Source organism: uncultured Corynebacterium sp., assembly GCF_902489365.1.
Taxonomy (GTDB): domain Bacteria; phylum Actinomycetota; class Actinomycetes; order Mycobacteriales; family Mycobacteriaceae; genus Corynebacterium.
In genome coordinates this window covers 17329-40324 of sequence record NZ_CABTZR010000003.1, presented here as the reverse complement: position 1 = coordinate 40324, position 22996 = coordinate 17329, and the positions used below count along the sequence as shown (strand labels likewise).

Sequence of the window (22996 nt, the reverse complement as noted above, 5' to 3'; positions counted from 1 at the left end):
GAAGCTTAGTCTTCCTCAATGAGCTCGTGCTCCGTTGCTTTCCCCGTATTGAGGCTCTCAATGGAGTCAAGTAGGCGCTGGGCATTGCGAGGGGAACGCAGAAGGTAAGCAGTTTCGCGAAGAGAGTTGTAGTCATCTAAGGAAACGATGACTGCAGACTCATGACCATTGCGAGTGATGATGACTTCCTCGCGGTCATCAACGACTGACTGTAGGACCTCGGCATATCTTGCTCGCGATTCCGAGTAGGACATGGTTTTCATAAGCTATCTCCCTCCTTGTACAAGAAACTGTACAACGAAAAGAGGGTGGGCGCTAGAGAGGTTTCAGTTTATGGGGGCCACGTGAACGGTGCGCGTTAGATCGAGCTGTTCGCACACGTGCTCGTCGTGGCTGACCAGGATGAATGCCCCGCGGTAGCTCGTGAGCACCTCAATCAGCCAATCGGTGGTGGGGATATCGAGGTTGTTCGTCGGTTCGTCGAGAAGCAAAAAGCGCGGGGCCGGATCGCTGAGCAGGACGCGGGCGATTTCGACGCGGAAGCGCTCGCCACCAGAAAGCTGGCCCACGGGCTGGTGGATCTTGTCGTTGATAAAGAGCATTTGCGCCAGCTGGTCGCGCAGGAACTGCGGGTCCGCGCCGGGGTTGGCCTCCCGCACGATGTCGAACACCGACTTCTCCTCGGGCAAGACGATGCGTTGGCGGATGTATCCGCAGGGCAGCGCGTACTCGACGTCGCCGCGAGCAACGCGGTTGAGGAAAGTGGTTTTGCCGCTGCCGTTGGGCCCGGCGAGGCGAACGCGCTCGGGGCCAGTAATGCTGAGCAGATCGCTCACGAGCACGCGGGTTCCCGTGGGCAGCTCTGTGCCGGGGAGGTCGATGTGGACATGGGTGTCGTCGCGAAGCGCGCGCTGCGCCTTGTCATGTGCCGACTGGGCGGCAACGACTGCATCGTTGGCCTGTTGAGAACGCCCAGCGGCGGAGCGCTCAGAGCGGTTCTTGTCCAAGCCCATGGCCATGCCGGGTTTGCGCTTCGAGGCTGCGAAATTCTTGCCGCGGCGGGCATCGCGGGCAAGCCGGGTCTGCATGGCGGCGCGCTCACGGATTTGCTTGCGGTGCTCGGCCTTGGTTTCCCGGACCTTGGCCTGCGCGGAATCCTGCTCGGCATCAATCGCTGCGCGGTAGGAGGAATAGTTTCCCTCGAACTCGCGCAGAGTTCCGTGGTAGAGCTCAGCGATGCTATCCGCGTGCTCGAGGAGTTCGCGGTCGTGCGAGACGACGAGAACCGGCATCGGTGCGGTGCGAATGAGCTCGAGTAAGCGCTGGCGAGATTCGGAGTCCAGGTTATTGGTGGGCTCGTCGAGGAACAGGAAATCCGGCTTGTGGAAGAAGGCTGCGGTCAGCGCCACGGTCACCGCCTCACCGCCAGACAAAGTCCCGATAGTGCGATCCAGCGGGAAGGGGATACCCGCGGCGTCGAGAGTCGCCTCGATGCGCTCTGCCAAGTCCCACTGCTCACCAACAGTGGTGGCGAGGTCGTCCGAGTATTCGCCAGCCTCAATGCGGGCAATGGCGTTGAGGACATCCGTTGCGCCAAAGACATCGGCGATGCTGTCAGACGTATGGAGGCCTAAATCCTGGTCGACATAGATGACTGAGCCCGCGGATACCGTTCCCGAAGTCGGAGAAATGAGGCCAGCAAGCACCTTGGCCAGCGTTGATTTCCCGGAGCCATTCGCACCAACCAAGCCCGTGAAGTGGGAGGAAAACGAGCCGGTGAGATCCGTGAAACAGGGGGTGCCGTCGGGCCAAACGACGGTGAGATGAGAAAAAGAAATAGGCATGAAGAAATCCACCTTCGAGTAAGTCGCGCAAAAAGAGTGACGTCGAATTAGGAAAAAATCTTCATGCCCGAAAGACTAGCCCGGCTAATACCCCAGCGCAAGGGCCGCCACGCCAAGGCCGAGAGCACCGCGGGCAATGTAGTGCAGTACCTCGGGGGAGAAGGAGACGCCGAAGCCGCCGCTATCCAGCATGGACATGCTGTCTACCTGTGCCGGGCGGGAACGCTTAAACGACGCCCAGCTAAGACCGGCGATGATGAGCGCCACTGCGATGGCGGAGAGTTTCCACACCAAGAGGAGGGCTCCGGCACCAAGGAGTGCCGTGCCCACAGAAGCTATAAGGGGAAGGCCCCAGTCGGGCCATGCATCGTCGTTGACGCGGCCAAAGGAGGCGGCGCGCCCAACCGCTGCGCCGACGATGCTCCACGCAGACATGAAGCCGACGATGGCCAGCGCCCCGAGCTGTGGGGCGAGCCCCAACGTCAGGCCGAGGGCCGCGAGCGCACCGACGCCGATGTACCACCGTCGTCCCAAACGACGGAAGAAGAGACTCACTAACGTCGATGGCGCATGGGCGCGACGAGGAATCCAGGCGGATTGGCTCGCAATGGCATCAGAGGTGACCTCCGAATCGAGAAGGCTTAGGCCAGAACCGCCGACCAGGCGCGTGCGCCCAGCGCTGAGTAGCGAAGCCAACGTGAACGACCGCCACCCCACGACGAAACGTAGGGCCGGGACTACCAGCGCGAACCACGGGGATAGCCCGGTGGACACGCAGATGCCGAGTCCCAAGACTCCGAACCCGATCAGCTGCGTCCATGTGATCCAGTCCGTGCCGCGGAGCCGGCCGCGCGGCCGGTCAACGTAGACCCAGCGTTCCCGCGACAGTGCGCGCAGGGGATAGAGAACTCCGGTGAGCACCATGAGCGCGAGCAGTCCCACGATGCCGGCAATCGGAGCGATACCAGTCAGCGTGATGCGCGCCGGGATGGCAGGCACGACGGCGCCGACTTCTTGCCAGACTGTATAACCGAAGCCGAAGACGATGCCGGCGAGGATGAGGTACCAAATGCCATCACCTAGCCGGGACAGCACGCGCATCACAGCTGTACCACCTCGTCGCAGGCCTGGGTGATGGTGTCGGAATGTGAGGCCACGACGATGCAGCGATTCTCCTCGTCGGCTAGGTAGCGCAATTCGCTGGCGAGGAACTCGGTCCAGGCGGCGTCGAGGTGGCGCTCGGGCTCGTCGATAAGCAAAGCGCGCGCCGGCTGGTACAGTTGCGCGGCCAGGAACACGCGCTGGCGTTGGCCCGAGGATAGGCGCGAGGCGGGGTGAGGAAGGAGAGACTCAAGTGCCCAGAGCTCGCAGAGCTTGGCGACGTCCACCCCTGTCGCCTTTCCCATCAAGTCCAAGTGCTCGCCCACGGTGAGGTCGGGGAGGAAAACCGGCTCGGCCACCGTAACCACTGCACCCGGCTGTTCCTTCGTGCCGATGGGATGACCGTCACACTTCACTGATCCATCAAGAGACGCAAGCTCCCCGCCGAGCGTTGCGAGCAACGTGGATTTACCTGAACCATTAGGTCCGGCAAGGCCATAAATGTGGCCGGGGACGAAGTCCTTCTCAAGGTGTCCAAGGGGCGTGGAATGCCCATAATCGGCGTCGATGGAAAGCATTACTGGGCGGCGAGCTCCTTAGATTGGGCGGCTAGAAAATAGTTAAAACTTATTGATTGAGTGTAGCAAAATGCACGCCCTGAACGTTCTTCTAGAGGCGGGAAACGCCCTTGGGATTGGTGTTATGAGCTGCTAAAATGAGAGAAAATGTAGTTGAAAACTCGGGAGGATGCCCACATGACAAGCGCAGTAGGAACAGGGAAGAGCGTTGAAGATAGTGTGACGTTCGCCAAGGGGGTTTCGCTGTTGGCTGGGCACGATATGGATGCGGAGCAGGAAGTGCTTGTCCGTGCCGTCGCTTCAGGAGAGATGACAGTCGACGAAGCTATCGCGAAGGCTAAGTCCCAGCTCAACTAAAATATGGGAGGAATCGGGGGATGAGACAAAAGAAATGGGATGACTACTACATCCCAGGTACGCGGACTCTACGAAATCTATTCTTAAGCGAGGAACACCCCTTTGGGGAGCCAGACTTTGAACGACTAAATTATCTTGAAACCGTTGCCGTCAACGCTCGGATTGCCCAGCTTTACATAGTGCCTGTGGAAGGTGCTTTTGACTACGCGCATTTCAAGGCGATACATCGACATCTTTTTCAGGATGTGTACGAGTGGGCGGGGGAAGAACGGACTGCGCCGGTAGGCCAGTTCATGATTAAGGCTGGGCATGCCTACTATCCGGCGGGGCCGGAAATGACGAAGGCAGCAGAGAAGCTGTTTGCGGGGCTGGCGAAGGATGACTTTCTGCGTGGCCTAGAGATTGATGAGTTTGTGGCCAAGCTGGCTGAGCTGTGGGGTGAGCTCAATGTGGTCCACAGTTTTAGAGAAGGCAACACCCGCACACAGACGGTGTTCTTTGACGCGTTGGTTACGGCGGCAGGATACCAACTTAATGTGGAGCGGCTAGCGAGTGATAGCCGCGTGCGCGCGGAGTTTATTGCCGCGCGCTTTCACAGTCAGGACACGGGAGATAACGCGCAGCTGGAGGAGGTGCTGTGCGGGCTCGTCGCCAAGCAGGGCGCCTAAACGCTCGGCCTATCCCTTGTTGCGGAAGACGAAGATGGAGGAGAAGTCCTGGTCGCCGTGGCCCATGGCCTGCTGCTCCTCAAAGCGCTCGATGGCGGCGGCCACCGCAGGCAGCGGCTTGTTGGCGGTCATCTCCATGAGCTTGGCGTCCTTGCACAGGGCATCCACGGTGAAGTCACCCGGAGTGGTGTTGCGCTCGCCGGTGATGAATGGCCCCTTCATGTTCTTCATGAAGGCCAGGCCGGTGATGTCGAGCATCTCGAGGATGACCTCGGAATCGAGGCCCTCAGACTCACCGAGGTGCAGTGCCTCCAGCACTCCCTCCGCAGTAACGGCGAGGGCTAGGTTGGCCAGGAGTTTGCCAATCGCCGCGGTGGCGGCGGATTCTACGCCGATGAGCTTGTTCTCGTCGGCCCAGGACTCGGCGATGGTCATGGCGAGCTCACGGCGGTCGTCGTCAGGCGTGCCCACATAGACACCGAGCTTGCCTTCGCGCGCCGGGCCCAGCGAGCCGACGACGGGTGCGTGGACATAAGAGTCGACCGCGGCGGCGAACTCGCGGGCGGCCTCAGGGGAAACGGTCGTGGTATCGATCCAGGTCACGCCCTTCGGGATGAGGTTGGCGTCAATGACCTGTTCACGGATGTCATCGGGCCCAAAGAGCGAGGTGATGATGATCTCTGCACCCTCCACGGCGGCGGTGGGGGAATCGGCGAGGGTAGCGCCGGCGTCGACCAGCGGCTGCGCGCGCTCGGCGGTGCGGTTCCACACGGTGAGCTCATGGTTCTTGAGGAGATGTCGGGCGAGCTCCGTGCCCATGCGGCCAGTACCAAGGAATGCAATCTTCATGCCGCCCAGTGTGCCATCATTGTGGGCAGGCTCGCCGCGATTCATGCGAGCCCCGGAGGAGGGAGGCTGAGAAATGGCGTGGTTCGTGTTGATTTTCTCCGGTGCCTTTGAGGCTGTGTGGGCAGCAGCGCTGGATAAGTCGGAGGGCTTTAGCCGCCTGTGGCCCTCGGTGATCTTTTTCGTTGCCTGCGCCATTTCCATGGGCGGGTTGGGCTGGGCCATGAAGTCCATCCCCGTGGGCACGGCCTACGCGGTGTGGGCCGGAGTGGGCGCGATGGTCACCGTCATCTACTCCTTCGCCGCTGGGCACGAGGCGGCAACCGTCTGGAAGGTTCTGTTCCTCGCCATGATCATTGGCGGAATCGTGGGCCTGAAGGTGGTGCATTAGGAGGCGTCGTCGTTTCACACGACGACGAGGAACCCCAAGAATGTCAGGTGAGTAAGGTGACTTTGAAAAAACTAGGTCTTTTCTGGCTAGCTGTATCGGCTGCGTGCACGGTTCTTGTGGGGTGTACGAGTGACGAGCATTCTTCTGATGACAGTGCGGCATGGGCTTCCCCTGGAAACTTCATCGTTTCCTATGGGCCCGTGATGGAGCCGTATTCTTCAGATATCCCGAACTCGTATTATGTGTACTCCCCGACTGGTCAGCTTTTGGCATCAACACAGGGACAAGGAAGCTGGACTCCAGTAGCTCTATCCGCCCATGGAAGGAGTTACGGCTATTTTTCTGATTCGTTAGATGATCTTGCAACAGGAGAAGAAAAAGCTTCTTTTCTGGAGCACAGTCCCGTTTCATTCTATGGCGGTTCTCCTGAAGGAAACTTATCCGTGGCTATCATCAACGAATCCGCTTCAGTGGAGTTCCATCACTCTGTTGTAGTGTTTTCCGGACAATCAACGTTTAAAGAACCAGTTCCAACCGTTCCCCACTCCCTTGCGGTGGGGGAGGAAGCAGCGCTTGTCGTTGGTGACTCCTTTGAAGGCGAACACCATAAGAAGGATCTTGTGTTGGTTAGCAGCGATGGCTCAGTTAAGACCATTGATTTTCCTCGTGGCTATGACACCGCTGTTCCAGATTTCAAGTACCCCCATGTCAATTACTTAGGTGATGGGTTATTTGAAGTTTTAGAGGGGAGGACTGAAGGGGAAGTCACTAACTTTAAGTCATTCGAGGTTCGGGTTAGCAATGATGAAGTAGTAACGCAGAAAGTTAGGCAGTTTTCAATGGAGCTCCCTAAAGACTTTGCTGTTGCACGTAGCTTGCCTTTTGGCGAGAATGGCTTTATCGATACAAGCGGAAATGTGTTTATCAATCATCGCGATGGTCAGTCGCCAGAACGAACTGGAACAATTCCAGATTTTCATGAGGACGGATTTATACCAGTTAGTTTTTCAGCAGAGCCATTCTTTGGCATCCTCCGCAGGAATTTCATTGAAATCCGCCGATGGGAAGCTCCGGAAAAAGTCGTAGCCCAACTTAGCTATGAAAAGAGTGCGTGCCGAGACGATGCATGTGGGATCTCCTCCATATCACGCACTTCATAAGATGGAGCGGAAGTAATTGCCAGACCGGAGGCTTAATGGCTTCTATATGAGTTTCAACAGTGCCTCTTACGGTGAAAGTACAGGAAAAGGGATCATTCGTAGCGCAGCGCCTCAATCGGGTCCAGCTTCGCGGCCTTCCCTGCGGGGTAGTAGCCAAAGAAGAGGCCAATAGCCAGCGAGAAGAGCAGCGAGAGGGTAACCGCCCACAGCGGCGGCGCCACGAGCGAGCCGATGGCGGCCGCACCCGCCATGCCGGCGGCGGTGCCGATGGCGATGCCGATGAGTCCACCGATGAGGCAGACCACGATGGCCTCCGTGATGAACTGGATGCGGATATCACGGCGGCGTGCGCCAAGCGCCTTGCGGATGCCAATCTCGCGGGTGCGCTCGGTGACGGTGATGAGCATAATGTTCATCACGCCGATGCCGCCGACGAGCAGTGAGATACCGCCGATGGCCGCGAGCACTAGGCTCATCGTGGTGAAGATCTGGTTCAAGGACGCGAGGTCATCGCTGAAGTCGGTCACTTTGACCATGTAGTCCGGGTTGTCCTTGTAATAGCTATCGAAGACACGCTGCAGGTTGCTGGCCACCGCGGACTTATCCAAGTCTGGGTTGCCGCGAACGGTGACCTCGCTGAAGGCGGTGCCGGCACCGGGGGAATCGGAAAGTTCGGCTTCCAGCGGGTAAGGAACGAAGGCGGATTGGCTGGGACCACCGCCCACAAGAGGGCCGGTTTGCGGTTCTTCAAAGACGCCGACGACGGCGAGCTCAATCGGGGAGGCCTCTTGGGTTTCGAAGCTTACGTATTGGCCAATGGCGTCTTCAGGAGCACCGAAAAGTTTGGTGGCGGTCTCCTTATCCAGCATGGCTACTGCCCGGCTGGAATCGATATCGTCTTCATTGAGGAAGCGACCGGCCACGATGGAATAGGAGGAGCCTGAGACATAGTCCGGGTTGGTCGGGCGGATGAGGAGGTTGGCGGTCTCCTCCCCGGATTCGCCCTCGACCACGAGGGCGCCGGAATAGGAGCTGTACTCGCCGATATTGATGCCGGCGATCTGGTCCCCCATGACCTCCTTGGCGCGGTCCAGCATGTCCGGGGTGAGCATCGAGGACTCGTCCTCGACATAGCCGCCGCCCATGAAGGGATCGTCGGCTTCTTCCTCTTCGCCCTCCTCAGGGCGCTCCTTGACCTGAACGGTGAAGTTATTGGCGCCGACCTTGTCCAAGTCTTTTTGAACCGAGGCCTGCAAGGAGTGGCCGAGTGTGACGATGGCGATCACCGCGGCGATGCCGATGATGACGCCTAAGAGTGTTAGCGCCGAGCGCATCTTGTTGGTGCGCAGGCTCGTCAGCGCCATCTTGGTGGATTCAGCGAAATTCATGACAGCACACCGTCCTTCATCGTGACGGTGCGGCTGCATTCATCAGCCAATTCCGGGTTGTGGGTAATGAACAAAATGGTCTTTCCATGCGTGCGGTGCAGTTCGTGGAATAAGTCCATGACCATGCGGCCGGTCTGCGAATCCAGCGCACCGGTGGGCTCGTCCGCCAACAGAATCTCCGGCTGATTGGCCAAGGCGCGGGCTACAGCCACGCGCTGCTTTTGGCCACCAGAAAGCTCGTTGGGCAAGTGGTTCATGCGGTCGCTCATGCCGACCATCTCCAAGAGATTTTCTGCACGCTGGGTGCGCTCGTGGGCAGAAACACCTGCATAAACCATGGGCATCTCCACGTTCTTCAGCGCGGACATACGGCCAATCAGGTTGAAATTCTGGAAGATGAAACCGATTTTTTGGCCGCGGAAGGAGGCCAGTTTGTCGTCGCCAAGCGCCAGCGCATCCACGCCAGCCAGCTGGTACTCGCCGGCGGTGGGGCGGTCGAGCAAGCCAATGATGTTCATGAGCGTGGACTTGCCGGAGCCGGACTGGCCCACGACTGCCACAAATTCGCCTTCGTCCACGCTGAAATCGAGGCCCGGGATGACGGTTAGCTCGCTGTCGAGGCCCTCGTTGAAACGTTTGACGATTCCCCGCATCTCAATGAGGCGGCTCATGCGTTCTCTTCCGCATCATCGGAGCCATCGACGGAGGCGGACATGCCGACCATGTCCTTGTGCGTATCCGCCTGGCTGATGACGGTTTCGCCCTCCTTGAGGCCGGAGGAGATGGCGGCAGAGAAATCAGATTCGCTGGCGACCTTCACTTCGCGCGCCTGGATCGTGCCGTTGTCGATGACGAGAACGTTCTTCTTGCCGCTGTCGTCATAGATGGCGGAGAGCGGCACGGTGATGACGTTCTTATCCTTCTTCGTAATGATCTTCACCTTCGTGGTGGAACCGAGGCGCAGGCCTTCGCGGTTGCCATCGACGCGGATGTGCACGGGGAATTCGGGCTTGGAGGAACCAGTTGGGTTGCCGGATCCGCCGCCTGCACCGGCCTCGACGTCGGGCTGTTCAGCGGTGGGGGAGATGAAGGCGACCTTGCCTTTGTACTCCTTGCCGGGGCTCGACGGCGAGGTGAAGGAGACTTCATCGCCGACCTTGATGCGGGCGATATCGCCCTCCTTGACCGTGGATTTCACCAACAGGGAGGAGTCATCCGCCACGGTGAGGATAGGGCCTTCGGCGGGCATGCCGGCTTTGCCATTGACGGCGGTGATGACTCCCGCCAGTGGGGAGCGCAGGTCGGCCTGGGAGAGCCGGTACTCCAGCGGCCCATTTTCCTTGGCGTTATTCGCGCTTGCCGACGCCGCCGATTCCACCGCATGGTTCACCGCTTGGGACTGGGAGGAAATCTGCTGCTCGATGGCGAGGTTGCTGGCTTGCAGTGCGCGTTCGGCATCGGCAACCGCTTGGTAGGAGGCGGCGGTCGCGCGCTGTTGTTCGCCCAGTTCGCGGTCGATACCGCGGAGGACGCGGCCATAGGATTCCTCGGACTGCTTGAGCTGACGCTCGGAGTCCTGCACTGCCTCATCGGAGTCCAGATAGCTCAAGAAAGCGCTGGCGGTGTTGAGGCCGGAGGGATCCTCGGTGGCGGTGCCGAGGGAGGCCAGTGCGGACTGGAAAGACTTGGACTCAGCATCGCGCACGCCGGAGCGTGCTTGTTCGACGGCGGCGCGTGCCTCTGCAATCTCGGGGCGGTCGCCCTTGGCGGCGAGGGCATCATCGAGCTTGCGCTGCGCCTCGGCGTACTCGGTCTGTGCCGAGTTCACGGCGGATTGGGCGCTGTTGACCTCGGGGTTGAGGCCTTGGTCGAGGGAATCCTGGAGCTGGCGCAGCTGCAGCTGGGCGTCCTCGATCTGATGGACGGCCTCGAGCTTGCCTGCCTCCTGGGAGGTGCGCTGGGCCTCGAGTTCACGCTCGGTTTCGGTGGTGTCCATGCGGCCGAGCAGCTGTTGGGCCTCGACGCGATCGCCCACCTTCGCGTCCAAGGACTGGATGGGGCCGGTCAGTGAGGTGGTCAGCGAGAGTTCGCGCTCGGCAGAAACCGTTCCGGAGGCGGAGACGGAGCTGATGAGGTCTTCTTTGGCGGTTTTCGTGACATCGGTTGCGGTGAGCTGAATATCGGAAGACCCACTGGTTAGTGCGTACATTCCACCGCCGCCTGCGAGGAGAACCGCAGCGATAGCGCCAGCAGTGATGCCGAGAGCTTTCTTATTCATGAATCCCTTACTGTCAGGTTAACGCCGTCATTGAAATCGGGTTCAGATTAACTCTCGGGCATGTGTCTTGTCATGCGCAGTGGGGGAATATAGGAGGTAGATCAGGGTCTACCCCTAGAGGACGTTGGGCTGTGCAGTCTGGTGACGTTTCGATCAAATAAGGGCCCCAAAATCGGCGATTTTCTGCCGCTATTTGATCGAAACGTACTTGGTAGCCCCATCTAGAAGGGCACATCGATGCGGATTTCTTCCGCCTTCGGCAAAGGCGGCAGTTTGGGTAGCTGATCGAGACCCTCCTGAACTTCCGGCGGGAGGGGGATCTGCGGGGGCTCGGGAAGCTCAAACTTGGGTTTGGGCCGCTGCGGTGGGGCCGGACGGGGCGCTGGTGCGGGCGCTGGCGCGCGGACGGTGACGGTTTCTACTTCGACGCGCGGCGTGGGTGTTTCGGCTACTGCGGGTGCGGGAGCTGGTGCTTCGGCTTCAGGTTCTGGTTCGACCGGGACTGGTGCGATGGAGGTGGTGTCGCCCAAGCGGTTGACCGGCTGAGGTAGGGCATTCGGCTCCCAGGACGTCGGTTGGGCCGAGGTGGTGGGACTGGGCTCGGCTCGCGGAGCGGGTTCAGCCTGCGTGGCAGCGCAGGCAGAAAGCGGAAGGCAAGCAAAAATGACAAGAATACGGCACGATGCCATGGGAGTCCCCCTTAAGTAGTGCCTCCCCACAGCGCACCCCAGCGCTTAATAAAGGAAGGCAGAATCAACGGTGTGCTGCCAGCATAGCGTTCCCATGGCGGGTGCGCAGCGCGAGCGCGCTGAGGGTACTCGCGAGGTGGTGGAGAGGAGGCTGCAAGACACGAGGGGACTCCAACTTTTGTATAGGGCTAAAACCGATACAATGTGGGCTATGCCTAACTCCAGCCAGCTAAACCAGCAGAACACGTCCCAGTCCGCCGAGTGGTTCGAGCGCGCCACCAAGGTCACCCCGGGCGGTGTGAATTCCCCGGTCCGCGCCTTCGGGTCCGTGGGCGGTCAAGCCCGCGTTATCGCTCGCGGTAAGGGCTCTCGCCTCTGGGATATCGACGGTAATGAGTACGTCGACCTGGTCAGCTCCTATGGCCCGATGATCCACGGCAATGCCCACCCGGCCATCGTGGAGGCGGTGCAGAAGGCGGCTGCCGACGGCCTCTCCTTCGGCGCCCCGACCGAGGGCGAGACGCTGCTGGCGGAGCACATCGTCAAGCGCACCGCCGTGGAGCAGGTGCGCCTGGTCAACTCCGGCACGGAGGCTACCATGTCCGCCGTGCGCCTGGCCCGCGGTTTTACCGGCCGCGCCAAGGTCCTGAAGTTTGAAGGCTGCTACCACGGCCACGTGGATGCGCTGTTGGCATCGGCTGGCTCCGGCGTGGCCACCTTCGCGCTCCCGGATTCCCCGGGCGTGACCGGCGCTTCGGCCGCAGATACCATCGTTGTCCCGTACAACGATCTCGACGCTGTCCGCGAGGCCTTTGCCGCGCACCCGGGAGAGATCGCCTGCATTATCGCGGAAGCAGCCGCCGGCAACATGGGCACCGTGGCCCCGGAGGAGGGCTTCAATGCGGCGCTCAAGGAGATCGCGCATGCCGACGGCGCCCTGCTCATCCTCGACGAGGTCATGACCGGTTTCCGTACCTCCTTCAAGGGCTGGTTCGGCGTCGATGGGGTAGCGGGTGACCTGGTGACCTTCGGCAAGGTGGTCTCTGGTGGCCTGCCGGCCGCTGCCTTCGGTGGTCGCGCCGACGTCATGGCTTCCCTCGCCCCGGCTGGCCCCGTCTACCAGGCGGGCACGCTGTCCGGAAACCCGGTGGCGATGGCCTCCGGCCTGGCTTCCCTGGAGCTGGCCAACGAAGAGCTGTACCCGCGCCTGCAGGCCAACGCGGACCGCCTGACCGGCCTCATTACGGCGGCACTTGATGCCGCCGGCGTGGCACACCACATTCAGCGCGCGGAGACGATGTTCTCCATCCGTTTCGCCGAGGGGCAAGGCCGCAACTTTGCCGATATGCAGGCCGCCGATACCTGGCGCTTCGCACCCTTCTTCCACGCTCTGCTGGAAGGCGGCGTCTACGTCCCGCCGTCAGCCTTCGAGACTTGGTTTGTGTCTGATGCGCTCACGGACAATGATTTTGAGGTAATCGAGGCAGCTCTCAAGCCTGCCGCCCAGGCCGCTGCCAGCGCGCAGCGCCCGCAGTAAACCAACCATTTGAGGGGATAGACACAGGTATATGTCCACTACCATCGTCCACTTTGTCCGCCACGGAGAGGTTTATAACCCGGATAAGATCCTCTACGGGCGCATCCCGGGCTATCACTTGTCCTCCCGTGGGCATTCCATGGCCGCACGCACGGCGAAAGCCTTCGAAGGCCATGACGTGACCTACTTGGCGGCCTCGCCGTTGCAGCGCGCGCAGGAAACCGCGATGCCGATTGCGAAGGTGACGGGCTTGGAGGTGGACGTCGATAAGGGCGTCATCGAGTCCGGTAACCGCTTCGAGGGCCTGCGCACCAAGGGCTGGAACTCGCAGCTGTGGAACCCGCAGCGCTGGCCGCTCATGGTCAACCCGCTCAAGCCCTCGTGGGGCGAGCCTTTCGAGGAGATCGCCGCGCGCATGATGGACGCCGCTGAGCGCGCCCGGGCTAAGGCCGAGGGGCACGAGGCCATCGTGGTGTCCCACCAGCTGCCCATCGTCATGGTGCAACGCACCGTGCTGGGCAAGCGCCTGGCCCACGCGCCGTGGAACCGCGAATGCGACTTGGCCTCGGTGACCTCGCTGGTCTACCGCGACCGCGAAATCATCGATATCTTCTACTCCGAACCGGCGCAGGACATCTAATGGGACGCAGAACTATCCGCGCCACGGTGGCCAGCGCTGTCGCTGTGTTGGCATTGGCTGGCTGTGCGCAAAGCGAGGAGAACGCGCAGAACGCCGTGGCTTCCGGCGGCACCTTCCAGTTCATCTCGCCCGGCGGGCAGACCACCATCCGCTATGCGGAGGAGGACCGCAAGCCGCTCAAGGATTTCTCCGGCGAGGACCTGCGGGATGAGTCCACGACGATCAAGCTCTCGGATTTTCAGGACCAGATCGTCGTCCTCAACTCTTGGGGCCAGTGGTGCGCGCCGTGCCGCTCCGAATCAGATGACCTCCAGGCCATCCACGCGGAGCTGCAAAAGCGCAAGGTCGGCACCGTGCTAGGCATCAACGTCAAGGACTTCAACCCGGAGATCTCCCGGGACTTTATGGCCGATAATGGCCTGGAGTACCCCTCCATCTACGATCCGCCCTTCAAGACGGCCGCGGCCCTCGGCGGCGTGCCCACCTCCGTGGTACCCACCACCATCGTGCTGGATAAGCAGCACCGCCCCGCCGCAGTCTTCCTGACCGAGATCACGGAGAAGGATGTCCTCGAGGTCGTCGACGAGCTGGAGAAAGAACAGTGATCCTTGCCGATGACGGCGTGGGACAAAGCTTTGCTGATGCCGCAGTGTCCGGCCCGCTCCTGATTGGAGTACTCGCCGCCGCTGTGGCCGGGTTAGTCTCCTTCGCCTCGCCATGTGTGGTTCCACTGGTTCCGGGTTATATCTCCTACCTCGCCTCCGTGGTGGGCGGTGAGGTGAGTTATGACGAGGAGCTGGGGGTGGGCGTCGGCAAGCGCCGGCGTTGGGCCGTCGTCGGTGCCGCAGCACTCTTCGTGCTGGGCTTTACCGTCGTCTTCGTCCTGGCCACCGTGTCGGTCTTCGGCGCCATTTCGGCGCTGACTCTCAACGCGGATACCCTCATGCGCGCCGGTGGCATCATCACCATCCTCATGGGTGTGGTGTTCATGGGCGTGGTGCCGGTGTTGCAGAAGGACACCCGCATGGCGCCGCGGCGCTGGACCACGTGGCTGGGCGCGCCCCTGCTCGGCGGGGTTTTCGCCCTGGGCTGGACCCCGTGCCTGGGCCCCACGCTGGCCGCCATCCTGTCCGTATCCGCCGGCACCGAAGGAACCACCGCGCTGCGCGGCACGATCCTGATCATCGGCTACTGCCTGGGCCTCGGCCTGCCCTTCCTGCTCGTGGCACTGGGCTCCGCCAAAGCGATGCGCACCGTGACCTGGATGCGCAAACACTCCCGCGCCATCCAGATCGTTGGCGGCATCGCCATGATCCTCGTCGGTCTGGCACTGCTGACCGGGCTCTGGGGAGATTTCATCAACGCCATCCGCCAGTGGACTGTGTCCTATGGCGCGACGCTGATTTAAAGGAGAATTTTCGTGAGATATATCCGCAAGGCCTGGCACTGGCTGACCAGCATGCGCACCGCACTGGCGCTGCTCTTCCTGCTGGCCATTGCCGCCATCCCCGGATCGCTTCTGCCCCAGCGCTCGCTCAATGAGTCCAACGTCAACGACTTCATTGAGACCAACGGTAAGGTTGCGGAGATCTACGACAAGCTGCAGCTTTTCGACGTTTTCTCCTCCGTCTGGTTCCAGGCCATCTACGTCCTGCTCATGATTTCCCTGGTGGGTTGCATCATCCCGCGCTCCTGGGATCACTACAAGGCCTACCGCACCCCGCCGACGCGCGCGCCGAAGTACCTGGAAAAGATGCCGCTGAACGCCACCGGGCACTCAGAGAAGTCCCCGGAGGAGATCGCCGCGGCCACCAAGACCATGCTGGAGAAGTGGCGAGTCTCCGAGGTCTCGCCCGAGAAGGACCGCGCGGGTGCGCAATCCTTCTCCGCGGAGCGCGGCTATGCCCGCGAGCTGTGCAACCTCATCTTCCACATCGCGCTCGTAGCCATCCTGCTGACCATGGCAGCTGGGCGCCTGATGCACTACGAGGGCCAGGTCATCGTGGTCACGGAGAAGAACTCTCAGGGGCAGACCCAAGAGCAGGCGCAATCCACGGAGTTCTGCAACACCTCCACCTCCGTCTATGACTCCTTCCGCGCCGGCCCGCTATTCGACGGCACCGGGCTGCACCCCTTCTGCTTCTTGGCCCACGATTTCACCGCGGACTACCTGCCCAATGGCCAGGCGGAGATGTTCACCTCGAACGTGTCCTATGCCGCCGGCGACGACATCTTCACGGACCCGGAGACCTGGGAGGACTACCAGCTGCAGGTCAACCACCCGCTGCGCATTGAGAATAACCGCGTTTACCTGCAGGGCCATGGTTTTGCGCCGACCATGACGGTGGAGTGGCCCAACGGCGAAAAGCGCACACAGACCATTCAGTTTCAGCCGACCGACACCACGTTCTTCCTCTCTTCGGGCGTTATGCGCTTCGACCCGCCTGCGGGCATGTACCCGGACCTGTTTGAGCGGCGTCAAAACCAGATTGCCATCCAGGGCCTCTTTGCACCGACCGCTGAGTGGGCCGGTGAGAACGGCAAGCTGCTGCAGTCTTCCTACCCAGCGATGCTGGATCCGGCCGTGGCTATCGATATCTACCGCGGCGATGCCGGCCTGGACACGGGTACCCCGCAGTCCCTCTTCTCCCTCGATTCCAACCTGGTCCACACGGGCCAGCTGCAGAAGATCGACCGCGTCAACCTGAACCAGGGTGAATCGGTCACGCTGGACGACGGCACGAAGATCACCTTCGACGGCGCCTCCGAATTCGCGAACTACCAGATTTCCTATGACCCCTTCCAGGGCTGGGTTCTCGTGTCCGCGCTGGTCATGCTGGTATCCCTGGTCGGTTCGCTGGTGATTAAGCGCCGCCGCGTGTGGGTACGTATCCGCCCGGGGGCCAATGGTGGCACCGACATTGAAATGGGCGGCCTCGCCCGCACCGACCGCGCGGGCTGGTCGGAGGAGTTCCATGAGCTGCACCGCGAGCTCCTAGAACTGCCGGATCCTGATGAGATAGAGGAGGACGAGCTCTACTCCGCCGACTAAAGGCGCGGAATATATCCTTCAAAAGTTGGATACTCCCGCTGAAGGGGGGTACTCTGATGAGCACCATAAATCTCTCCGTTCATGCAGCCTCGTGCGTGTCGCACGGTGTAGGCACGATTGTGAAGGCAAGGTTTCCCACTCATGCAGGTTGATCAGAATCTGTCCAACTTCTCAGACATCGCGGTGCAAACCGCGTTCGTCGTCTATGCGCTCGCCTTGGTGCTGTCCCTGGTGTACTACGGCCGGATGCAGAGCATCATTGAGGCCATGCGCGCCCGTACCGCAGCTGCAACGCAGCAGCGTGAGCTCGCCACCGTGGGGGCTTCGACAGATGGCGCCGCGCTTGGCGACGTCCCCCCGACGGTCAGCGCTGGCCCCGATGCTGAACTAGATGCGGATCTGGCCAAGAAGCAGGAGAACGCCGACAAACTCGGCGGCATGACGCAGATGCTGCTGTGGCTGGGCATCGCCCTGCACCTGGCGGCCATCGTGCTGCGCGGTCTGGCAACGGGACGCTTCCCGTTTGGCAACCTCTACGAGTACGTGCTTATGGTGACCGCCGGCGCCATGGTGGTGGCGGTCATCGCCATGCAGCGCAAAGAGTGGCGCACCCTGTGGCCGTGGCTGCTTACTCCGATCCTGGCGCTGATGTTCTATGGCTCCACCAAGCTCTATGCGGAATCCGCTCCGGTGGTTCCGGCACTGCAGTCCCACTGGCTGCCGATTCACGTCACCGTGGTCTCGTTGGGCGCGTCTATCGGCGTGGTTTCCGGTATTGCCTCTCTACTCAGCGTGCTGCGTGAATTCCAGCCGAAGGGCAATGAGTCTGGTTTCTTCGGTGCGCTTGCCCGCCCGCTTCCTTCGGCTAAGAAGCTCGACCGCTTGGCTTATCGCTTGGGCGTCGTGGCGCTGCCGACCTTGGGCCTAGGCATTGTGCTGGGTGCTATTTGGGCCGAGTCCGCGTGGGGCCGCTACTGGGGCTGGGACCCGAAGGAGACCGTGTCCTTCGCCACCTGGATCCTCTACGCCGCCTACCTACACGCCCGCGCCACGCCGGCCTTCCGCAAGGCCGCGCCGTACATCAACATCGCGGCGATGCTGCTCATGGTGTTCAACCTGTTCTTCATCAACATGGTTGTCTCCGGCCTGCACTCCTACGCGGGGCTGAACTAAATGGCAGATAACCCGAAACCGCGGCACAAGCCGGGCAAGCCGGCGGGCGATAACCCGCAGCTCATTGCCCTCGGCGAGGGTTTTGCGCAGCGCCGCCGAGAGCTCGGCATCGTGCAGCAGGAGCTGGCTGAGAAGGCCGGTATTTCGCGCTCCACGCTGCACACCATCGAGCACGGTGGCTCCGGTGTGCGCTGGGAGAAGGTGATTGCGGTGGCCGAGGCCCTCGGCCTCGAGATGACCTTCGAGCCGAAGGCTTAGGCTTCGTCGTCTTTGCCCTCAAAGTTTTTGTCTTCGGGAGCCTTGGGCTCCTGGAAACCTTGTGAGCCCTGTGAGCGCCGACGGCGCTCTTCCTCTTGACGCTCAGCCTCCCGCTCCCTGGCGCGGCGCTCCTTGAAGCGCTGCTTCTCTAGGTTCCACAGGAATTCCTCGTCATCATCGGGGCCCTTGATTGCCGGGCGCTGCGGCTGCTGCGCCTGCTGCACCTTCTTATTCCAACTCGACGGACCAAAAGCCTTCCAGACGAGGACTGCCGCGAGGACAAACAAGAGTAGTAGTATCAGTCGACCCATGCGTTGTATTCTACGGAATGCCCGCGAAGCAAAAGTGAGAATTATGAGCCAGACAGAAAACACCACCAACGCCTCCCAGACCCCCGAGCCGCCCCAGCCTGACCCGGCGCTCAAGCGCCGCTCGCGCCAAGCGCTGTGGAAGTATGGGGCCGCCCGCGTGGCGCTGTTCATTGTGCTGACCGCGGTGATTCAGCTGCTGGCCATGGCGGTACTCGGGACCTTTCCGCTGCTGGTCTCCGCGCTGCTGGCGCTGTTCGTTGCGCTGCCGCTATCCATGCTGATTTTCTCGAAGTGGCGCGTGGAAGCCACCCAGTCCTTGGCGGAGTACTCCGCGCAGCGCAAGGCCCACAAGGAGTGGGTCCAGAAGGAGCTGGCGGGCCGCTAAAACAGAGGCTAAACCAGGGCCAGCGCTACAGCGTTGAGAACCGCCCACACCAGCATCGCGCGGCCGGCCATACCAAGCACTGGGATGAGCTTCGGGCCGCGCGCACCGCGATTGACGGTGCGGATAGCACCCAGCGCGAGGGGGAAGTAGAGCAGGGAGGCCAACGCCGCCCAGGAATCGAAAGCTAGGCCCACGGTGAGCAGTACCGGCAGCAGCAACAGGCTCATAAATAGCGTGCGGGACTTCTTATCACCCAGGCGCACCGCCAGGGTGATCTTGCCGGTGGCCTTATCGGAGGGGATGTCCCGGATGTTGTTGGCCAGGTTTACCGCGGAGCTCATGCCGCCGATACCCACAGCTAGGGCCAGGCCCGTCCATGTGATGCGGCCGGCCTGCGTGTACTCGGTGCCCAGGACGGCGACGAGTCCGAAGAAGATGAACACGGCGATTTCTCCGAACCCGCGGTAGCCGTAGGGGTTCTTGCCACCGGTATAGAACCAGGCGCCGGCGATACACACGGCGCCGACGAGGATGAACCAGGCCGCGTTGGCAGCCAGGGAGAGCGAAATTCCCGCGATGGCGGCCACGCCGAAGCAAGCGAAGGCGGCGAACTTGACGTGCTGTGGTTTGGCCAGCCCGCCGCCGGTGAGGCGCTGGGGGCCGGTGCGGTCATCATCGGTGCCGCGGATGCCATCGGAGTAGTCGTTGGCGTAGTTCACGCCGATGATAAGAGCCCAGGCCACGGTGAGTGCCAGCAACGCCCGGCCCCAGTGCAAACCATGCGCCGCGGCGGCAGCGCCGGTACCAGCGATAACGGGAGCAAAGGCATTGGCCCAGGTATGCGGGCGAGCACCTTGGAGCCAATCGGCAGGAGTGGCGGAAAAGGCAGACATGCTCACTATTGTGCCACTGGTGTGGTTCGCTGCGGCAATGAGCTGGTGCGTTGGCGAAGGCGGTAGATAATGAGCACCGCGACGAAAACGACGGCATTGGTGACTGTCATTGCGGCAGAGGTAGCTGCGTCGAGGACATAGGCAACCCAAAATCCAACGACTGCGCTGATCGCGGCAACGCCACAGGCAGTCAACACCAGCGTGGGCACGCGCTGAGTAAGCAGTCGCGCGGTCATCGTCGGGAATACCATGAGCGCGATGACCAGCATGGCACCGGCAGCGTGAAAAGCGGCGGTGGCAGTGCAGGCAACCACGGTCATAAAAATGACGTGAAGAACGCGCGTGGGTACCCCGCGTGCGGCACAAAAATCGGCGTCAAAAGTCGTGGCGGATAAACGCGGCAGTGTAAGGGCGAGGAAGAGAGCATTGATACCCAGCACTGCGGCCATGATGTAGCAATAGTTAGGGTTGGAGAAGGCCGCGAGGTTGAGATCGCCGACGAGAACCGCGTGGACATCAAGGTGCACGTGGCTCATGTGCGTGGAGATCAAGATGACTCCGGCGGCAAACAGGGCGGGAAAGACCAACCCGAGGGCGGAATCAGCAGTCACCAGTGGGCTTCGCTGGAGCGCGTCGGTCCCCAACGCTACTACCAAGGCGCCGGCAGCCGCGGTAGCGAGCAGCACGGGCGAATCCAGATCGGAGGTAAAGAGGTAACCGATGGCAATCCCGGGAAGGACGGCATGGCCGATGCCGTCGATAAGCATGGCCTGGCCTTTGAGGACAACAAAGGTGCCGGGGATAGCACAGGCCACAGCGGTCAGGACGGCAAGGAGACAAGCGGTGGCGGCGAGGGTCATGAGGCGAGCTTTCTGCTGAGGAGGCTGATGGTGACGAGCGCCGCCTGAGCCAGGACGATGACCGGACCGGTGGGCAGCGGGCCATGCGCAATGGAGACATAGCAGCCGAGAGCAGCGGTCGCCGCGCCGAGGAACCCGGAGAGCGCGATGAAAGGTAGCAAGCGCGTGGTCCAGGGGCGGGCAGCGGCGGCAGGGCTGATGACTACGGCGACCATGAGTACCACGCCGACGACTTTGACACCGAGCACCGTGATGGCGGTGAGGGCGAAGAAACTAGCCGCGTTGAGGAACGAGGCGCGAATGCCGGCTACCTGGGCAAAACTTGAGTCAAAGGTGACCGCGGCCTGCCGGGTGTGAATGAGGAAAAGAAAAAGCAGCACGCAGCCACCGATGATGAGTGTGGAGCGCACATCCGCGCGAGTGAGCGTGGAGGCATTTCCCAGCAAATAATCCTGGATTCCGGCCTTGCCAGGCAATGGTCGGCGGGAAATATACTGCATGAGCAGCATGCCTACCGAGAAAAACGTGGTCAGCGTGGCCGCCATCGCAGTGGTTTGCCCCAGGGGAGTCAACCGCGGGATGAGGTGAATACACACCACCGCAAGCGTTCCGGTGAGCAGGGCTCCACAAGCAAGGAGCCAGACGTTTCGCCCGTCCCAGCCAATGGCGGTGGCCACGAGGAAGGCGGTGAGCAGGCCGGGCAGGGAAGAATGCGAGATGGCATCGGCCAGCAGGCTGGTGCGGCGAACATATACCAATGGGCCGAGCGCGCCGGCGCAGCCACCGATCAGCACGGTACCCAGGAGTGCCTGGGTATAGGTGTAGTTCTGAAGAAGCTCGAGTGGGTTCATGATGGCAGGGAAAACATATCGGCAATGGCGGACTCTGTGAGCACCTGTTCGGTGGGGCCAGCAGCAATGAGCCGGCCGTGGCCGACCATGAGGACCTCATCGCAAAAGTCGGCGACTTCCGCAAGGTTGTGGTGCACCAGCAGGATGGTCACGCCGTTGTCGCGCAGTTCCTTGAGTACATCCATGATGGCGCGCTGACTTGCGGCATCAACACCAGCGAAGGGCTCATCCAGGATGATGAGCTCCGGAGCGCTCACGAGCGTGCGCGCCAGCAACACGCGCTGGCGCTGCCCACCAGATAGCGCGGAGATCGGCAGCTGCGCGTGTGCCTGCATCCCGGTCCGCGCAAGTGCTGCGTGGGCGGCGTCTTTGTCAGCGCGGCTGGGCCACTGCCACCAGCGCAGCCCGGCGGTGCGGCCCATCAGGGCGACGTCGAAGGCGGTGGCAGGGTAACTCCAGTCGATATTCGCATGTTGTGGCATATATCCGAGCCGCTGCCGAAAATGCGCAAGATCGACGCCATCGAAAGTCATCGACCCACAGGTTAGTGGAGGAAGGAGCCCCACCAGCGTGCGGACCAGAGTGGACTTTCCCGACCCATTCGCGCCCACCAGTCCGGTGATGGACGCGGGGGTGAGGGTAAAGGAGGCGTCGTGAAGCACCGGCGTGCGGGGATAGCCGGCGGTGAGGTTTCTTACGCTGAGCACTAGCTCAGTGCTTTCGCTACGGCGCTAGCGTTGTGCTCAAAAGCTCCGAGGTAGGTATCGGTGGGGGCTTCCGGGCCGAGGGTATCGGCAAAGAGCTCCTCATCCGAGATGGTGACGGTCCAGTTGCGGGATTCTACGGCTTCCTTGAGAGAAGTGATGGCCTGTGGGTTCGCCTGGTTATCTTGGAAGATAACGGGGACCTTCTTCTCCGCGATGGTATCCGCGAGCTCGGAGATCTCAGTGGCGGACTTGGTGGCTTCGGTGGTGACGAAGTCGGTGGCTTGGACTTCAAAGTCGAAGGTCTTGCCGAAGTAGTTGAAGGCGTCATGGCCGGTGATAAGAACGCGCGGGGAGGCGCTTTCGAGTTCCTTAGCGGCCTTGTCGTGCGCGGCTGCAATCTTGTCTTCATAAGCATCGGCGGCCGCGGCATAGTCTTCGGCATTGTCAGAGTCGATTTCGCCGAGTTTGGTGCCGATATGATCGACGACCTGGCTCCACAGCTCGGGGCTATTCCAGATGTGCGGGTCGTAGAGTTTTTCGCCCTTGTCACCTTGCTCGGGCCACGGCAGAAGGTCAGCAGTATCGAGCTGTTCGCCGACAGCTAGCTGCTTTTCACCGAGGGAGGAGAGCTGGTCCACCATTTGCGCCTCGAGGTGAAGGCCATTCCAGAGGACGAGGTCGGCATCCTGCATCTTTTCAATATCGCGCGTGGTGGGCTGGTAGGTGTGTGGATCGCCGCCGGGGCCGACCATGGTGGTGATGTCGGCGTCCGGGGCGATATTGGCGGCCGCATCAGCCAAGTAACCGGTCGTGGCGAAGATCGTCAGGTTATCGTTCTGGGCTTCGGTGGAGTCGCTGCTGGTGCAGGCGCTCAGCGTGCTTGCGACCACGAGGGAAGCGAGGGGAAGGGCAATAATTTTCTTCACGGGAAACCTCTCTTATTAAAAGTGAATGTCGATGTTCAACAGATTGAACTTGAAAGAGCATAAGTGCTGAAACCGTTGGAAGCAATAGGCTGAACTACGATGG

Annotated in this window: 27 protein-coding genes; 12 read left to right on the top strand and 15 right to left on the bottom strand. The window is 61.3% G+C overall.

Annotated elements, in window-relative coordinates; translation table 11 throughout:
- Positions 1-5: 5 nt before the first annotated feature.
- The 4 genes from RDN59_RS00945 to RDN59_RS00930 all read right to left on the bottom strand — a co-directional run bounded on the left by RDN59_RS00945 (position 6) and on the right by RDN59_RS00930 (position 3523).
- Positions 6-263, bottom strand: coding sequence for a type II toxin-antitoxin system Phd/YefM family antitoxin (locus RDN59_RS00945; RefSeq protein ID WP_070447928.1), 258 nt, complete (start codon positions 261-263; stop codon positions 6-8).
- A gap of 63 nt (positions 264-326) precedes the next feature.
- Positions 327-1844, bottom strand: a complete 1518-nt coding sequence (locus RDN59_RS00940) for an ABC-F family ATP-binding cassette domain-containing protein (RefSeq protein ID WP_308606163.1) — start codon at positions 1842-1844, stop codon at positions 327-329.
- 84 nt (positions 1845-1928) lie between these two features.
- Positions 1929-2945 carry an ABC transporter permease gene (locus tag RDN59_RS00935; protein WP_308606189.1) on the bottom strand — a complete coding sequence of 339 codons (1017 nt, stop codon included), beginning with the start codon at positions 2943-2945 and terminating at the stop codon, positions 1929-1931.
- Entirely contained in the window at positions 2945-3523 is a 579-nt protein-coding gene (locus RDN59_RS00930; RefSeq protein ID WP_308606162.1) for an ATP-binding cassette domain-containing protein, read from the bottom strand. The genes RDN59_RS00935 and RDN59_RS00930 overlap by 1 nt, the downstream gene beginning before the upstream one ends.
- 177 nt (positions 3524-3700) lie before the next feature.
- On the opposite strand from RDN59_RS00930, the gene RDN59_RS00925 reads away from it, so the two are divergent.
- A complete protein-coding gene (locus tag RDN59_RS00925) occupies positions 3701-3880 on the top strand; it encodes an antitoxin VbhA family protein (RefSeq protein ID WP_308606160.1) in 180 nt (59 codons plus the stop codon).
- A gap of 20 nt (positions 3881-3900) precedes the next feature.
- The gene (locus tag RDN59_RS00920; RefSeq protein WP_308606159.1) at positions 3901-4548 is read left to right on the top strand and encodes a Fic family protein; all 648 of its coding nucleotides are present in this window, start codon (positions 3901-3903) and stop codon (positions 4546-4548) included.
- Positions 4549-4557: 9 nt separating this feature from the next.
- Here the strand turns inward: RDN59_RS00920 and RDN59_RS00915 are convergent, their stop codons facing one another.
- The gene (locus RDN59_RS00915; RefSeq protein ID WP_308606158.1) at positions 4558-5397 is read right to left on the bottom strand and encodes an NAD(P)-dependent oxidoreductase; all 840 of its coding nucleotides are present in this window, start codon (positions 5395-5397) and stop codon (positions 4558-4560) included.
- A gap of 73 nt (positions 5398-5470) precedes the next feature.
- On the opposite strand from RDN59_RS00915, the gene RDN59_RS00910 reads away from it, so the two are divergent.
- The gene (locus RDN59_RS00910; protein WP_308606157.1) at positions 5471-5785 is read left to right on the top strand and encodes a multidrug efflux SMR transporter; all 315 of its coding nucleotides are present in this window, start codon (positions 5471-5473) and stop codon (positions 5783-5785) included.
- Between the two features lie 47 nt (positions 5786-5832).
- The gene (locus RDN59_RS00905; protein ID WP_308606156.1) at positions 5833-6945 is read left to right on the top strand and encodes a hypothetical protein; all 1113 of its coding nucleotides are present in this window, start codon (positions 5833-5835) and stop codon (positions 6943-6945) included.
- Positions 6946-7037: 92 nt separating this feature from the next.
- On the opposite strand, the gene RDN59_RS00900 is transcribed toward RDN59_RS00905, so the two are convergent.
- The 4 genes from RDN59_RS00900 to RDN59_RS00885 all read right to left on the bottom strand — a co-directional run bounded on the left by RDN59_RS00900 (position 7038) and on the right by RDN59_RS00885 (position 11300).
- Positions 7038-8333 carry an ABC transporter permease gene (locus RDN59_RS00900; protein WP_308606155.1) on the bottom strand — a complete coding sequence of 432 codons (1296 nt, stop codon included), beginning with the start codon at positions 8331-8333 and terminating at the stop codon, positions 7038-7040.
- A complete protein-coding gene (locus RDN59_RS00895; RefSeq protein ID WP_308606154.1) occupies positions 8330-9004 on the bottom strand; it encodes an ABC transporter ATP-binding protein in 675 nt (224 codons plus the stop codon). The genes RDN59_RS00900 and RDN59_RS00895 overlap by 4 nt, the downstream gene beginning before the upstream one ends.
- Complete coding sequence (locus RDN59_RS00890; RefSeq protein WP_308606153.1) at positions 9001-10611, bottom strand: efflux RND transporter periplasmic adaptor subunit; 1611 nt, start codon at positions 10609-10611, stop codon at positions 9001-9003. The genes RDN59_RS00895 and RDN59_RS00890 overlap by 4 nt, the downstream gene beginning before the upstream one ends.
- Positions 10612-10832: 221 nt before the next feature.
- The gene (locus tag RDN59_RS00885) at positions 10833-11300 is read right to left on the bottom strand and encodes a hypothetical protein (RefSeq protein ID WP_308606152.1); all 468 of its coding nucleotides are present in this window, start codon (positions 11298-11300) and stop codon (positions 10833-10835) included.
- Positions 11301-11502: 202 nt separating this feature from the next.
- On the opposite strand from RDN59_RS00885, the gene hemL reads away from it, so the two are divergent.
- From hemL to RDN59_RS00850, 7 genes are all read left to right on the top strand, one after another.
- Positions 11503-12837: a glutamate-1-semialdehyde 2,1-aminomutase gene (gene hemL, locus RDN59_RS00880; RefSeq protein WP_308606151.1), complete on the top strand. Its 1335-nt coding sequence runs from the start codon at positions 11503-11505 to the stop codon at positions 12835-12837.
- Positions 12838-12868: 31 nt separating this feature from the next.
- The gene (locus RDN59_RS00875; protein WP_308606150.1) at positions 12869-13477 is read left to right on the top strand and encodes a histidine phosphatase family protein; all 609 of its coding nucleotides are present in this window, start codon (positions 12869-12871) and stop codon (positions 13475-13477) included.
- Positions 13477-14082 carry a TlpA disulfide reductase family protein gene (locus RDN59_RS00870; protein WP_308606149.1) on the top strand — a complete coding sequence of 202 codons (606 nt, stop codon included), beginning with the start codon at positions 13477-13479 and terminating at the stop codon, positions 14080-14082. The genes RDN59_RS00875 and RDN59_RS00870 overlap by 1 nt, the downstream gene beginning before the upstream one ends.
- A complete protein-coding gene (locus RDN59_RS00865; RefSeq protein ID WP_308606148.1) occupies positions 14079-14885 on the top strand; it encodes a cytochrome c biogenesis CcdA family protein in 807 nt (268 codons plus the stop codon). Before RDN59_RS00870 ends, RDN59_RS00865 begins: the two co-directional genes overlap by 4 nt.
- A 12-nt stretch (positions 14886-14897) precedes the next feature.
- A complete protein-coding gene (locus tag RDN59_RS00860) occupies positions 14898-16529 on the top strand; it encodes a cytochrome c biogenesis protein ResB (RefSeq protein WP_308606147.1) in 1632 nt (543 codons plus the stop codon).
- Positions 16530-16670: 141 nt separating this feature from the next.
- Positions 16671-17702 carry a c-type cytochrome biogenesis protein CcsB gene (gene ccsB, locus RDN59_RS00855; RefSeq protein ID WP_308606146.1) on the top strand — a complete coding sequence of 344 codons (1032 nt, stop codon included), beginning with the start codon at positions 16671-16673 and terminating at the stop codon, positions 17700-17702.
- Positions 17703-17960, top strand: coding sequence for a helix-turn-helix transcriptional regulator (locus tag RDN59_RS00850; protein ID WP_308606145.1), 258 nt, complete (start codon positions 17703-17705; stop codon positions 17958-17960).
- On the opposite strand, the gene RDN59_RS00845 is transcribed toward RDN59_RS00850, so the two are convergent.
- The gene (locus RDN59_RS00845; protein ID WP_308606144.1) at positions 17957-18271 is read right to left on the bottom strand and encodes a hypothetical protein; all 315 of its coding nucleotides are present in this window, start codon (positions 18269-18271) and stop codon (positions 17957-17959) included. The two genes, RDN59_RS00850 and RDN59_RS00845, sit on opposite strands and share 4 nt — an antisense overlap.
- Before the next feature lie 43 nt (positions 18272-18314).
- Here RDN59_RS00845 and RDN59_RS00840 point away from each other — a divergent pair, with 43 nt between their 5' ends.
- On the top strand, positions 18315-18656 hold the full coding sequence (locus RDN59_RS00840; RefSeq protein ID WP_308606143.1) for a DUF4229 domain-containing protein: 342 nt from the start codon (positions 18315-18317) through the stop codon (positions 18654-18656).
- Positions 18657-18664: 8 nt separating this feature from the next.
- Here the strand turns inward: RDN59_RS00840 and RDN59_RS00835 are convergent, their stop codons facing one another.
- The 5 genes from RDN59_RS00835 to RDN59_RS00815 are packed head-to-tail and all read right to left on the bottom strand — an operon-like array spanning position 18665 to position 22893.
- The gene (locus RDN59_RS00835; protein WP_308606142.1) at positions 18665-19549 is read right to left on the bottom strand and encodes a 1,4-dihydroxy-2-naphthoate polyprenyltransferase; all 885 of its coding nucleotides are present in this window, start codon (positions 19547-19549) and stop codon (positions 18665-18667) included.
- A gap of 5 nt (positions 19550-19554) precedes the next feature.
- The gene (locus RDN59_RS00830; protein WP_308606141.1) at positions 19555-20409 is read right to left on the bottom strand and encodes a metal ABC transporter permease; all 855 of its coding nucleotides are present in this window, start codon (positions 20407-20409) and stop codon (positions 19555-19557) included.
- The gene (locus RDN59_RS00825) at positions 20406-21260 is read right to left on the bottom strand and encodes a metal ABC transporter permease (protein WP_070447970.1); all 855 of its coding nucleotides are present in this window, start codon (positions 21258-21260) and stop codon (positions 20406-20408) included. The genes RDN59_RS00830 and RDN59_RS00825 overlap by 4 nt, the downstream gene beginning before the upstream one ends.
- On the bottom strand, positions 21257-21967 hold the full coding sequence (locus tag RDN59_RS00820) for a metal ABC transporter ATP-binding protein (RefSeq protein ID WP_308606140.1): 711 nt from the start codon (positions 21965-21967) through the stop codon (positions 21257-21259). Before RDN59_RS00820 ends, RDN59_RS00825 begins: the two co-directional genes overlap by 4 nt.
- A complete protein-coding gene (locus RDN59_RS00815; RefSeq protein WP_308606139.1) occupies positions 21967-22893 on the bottom strand; it encodes a metal ABC transporter solute-binding protein, Zn/Mn family in 927 nt (308 codons plus the stop codon). Before RDN59_RS00815 ends, RDN59_RS00820 begins: the two co-directional genes overlap by 1 nt.
- Positions 22894-22996 lie beyond the last annotated feature (103 nt).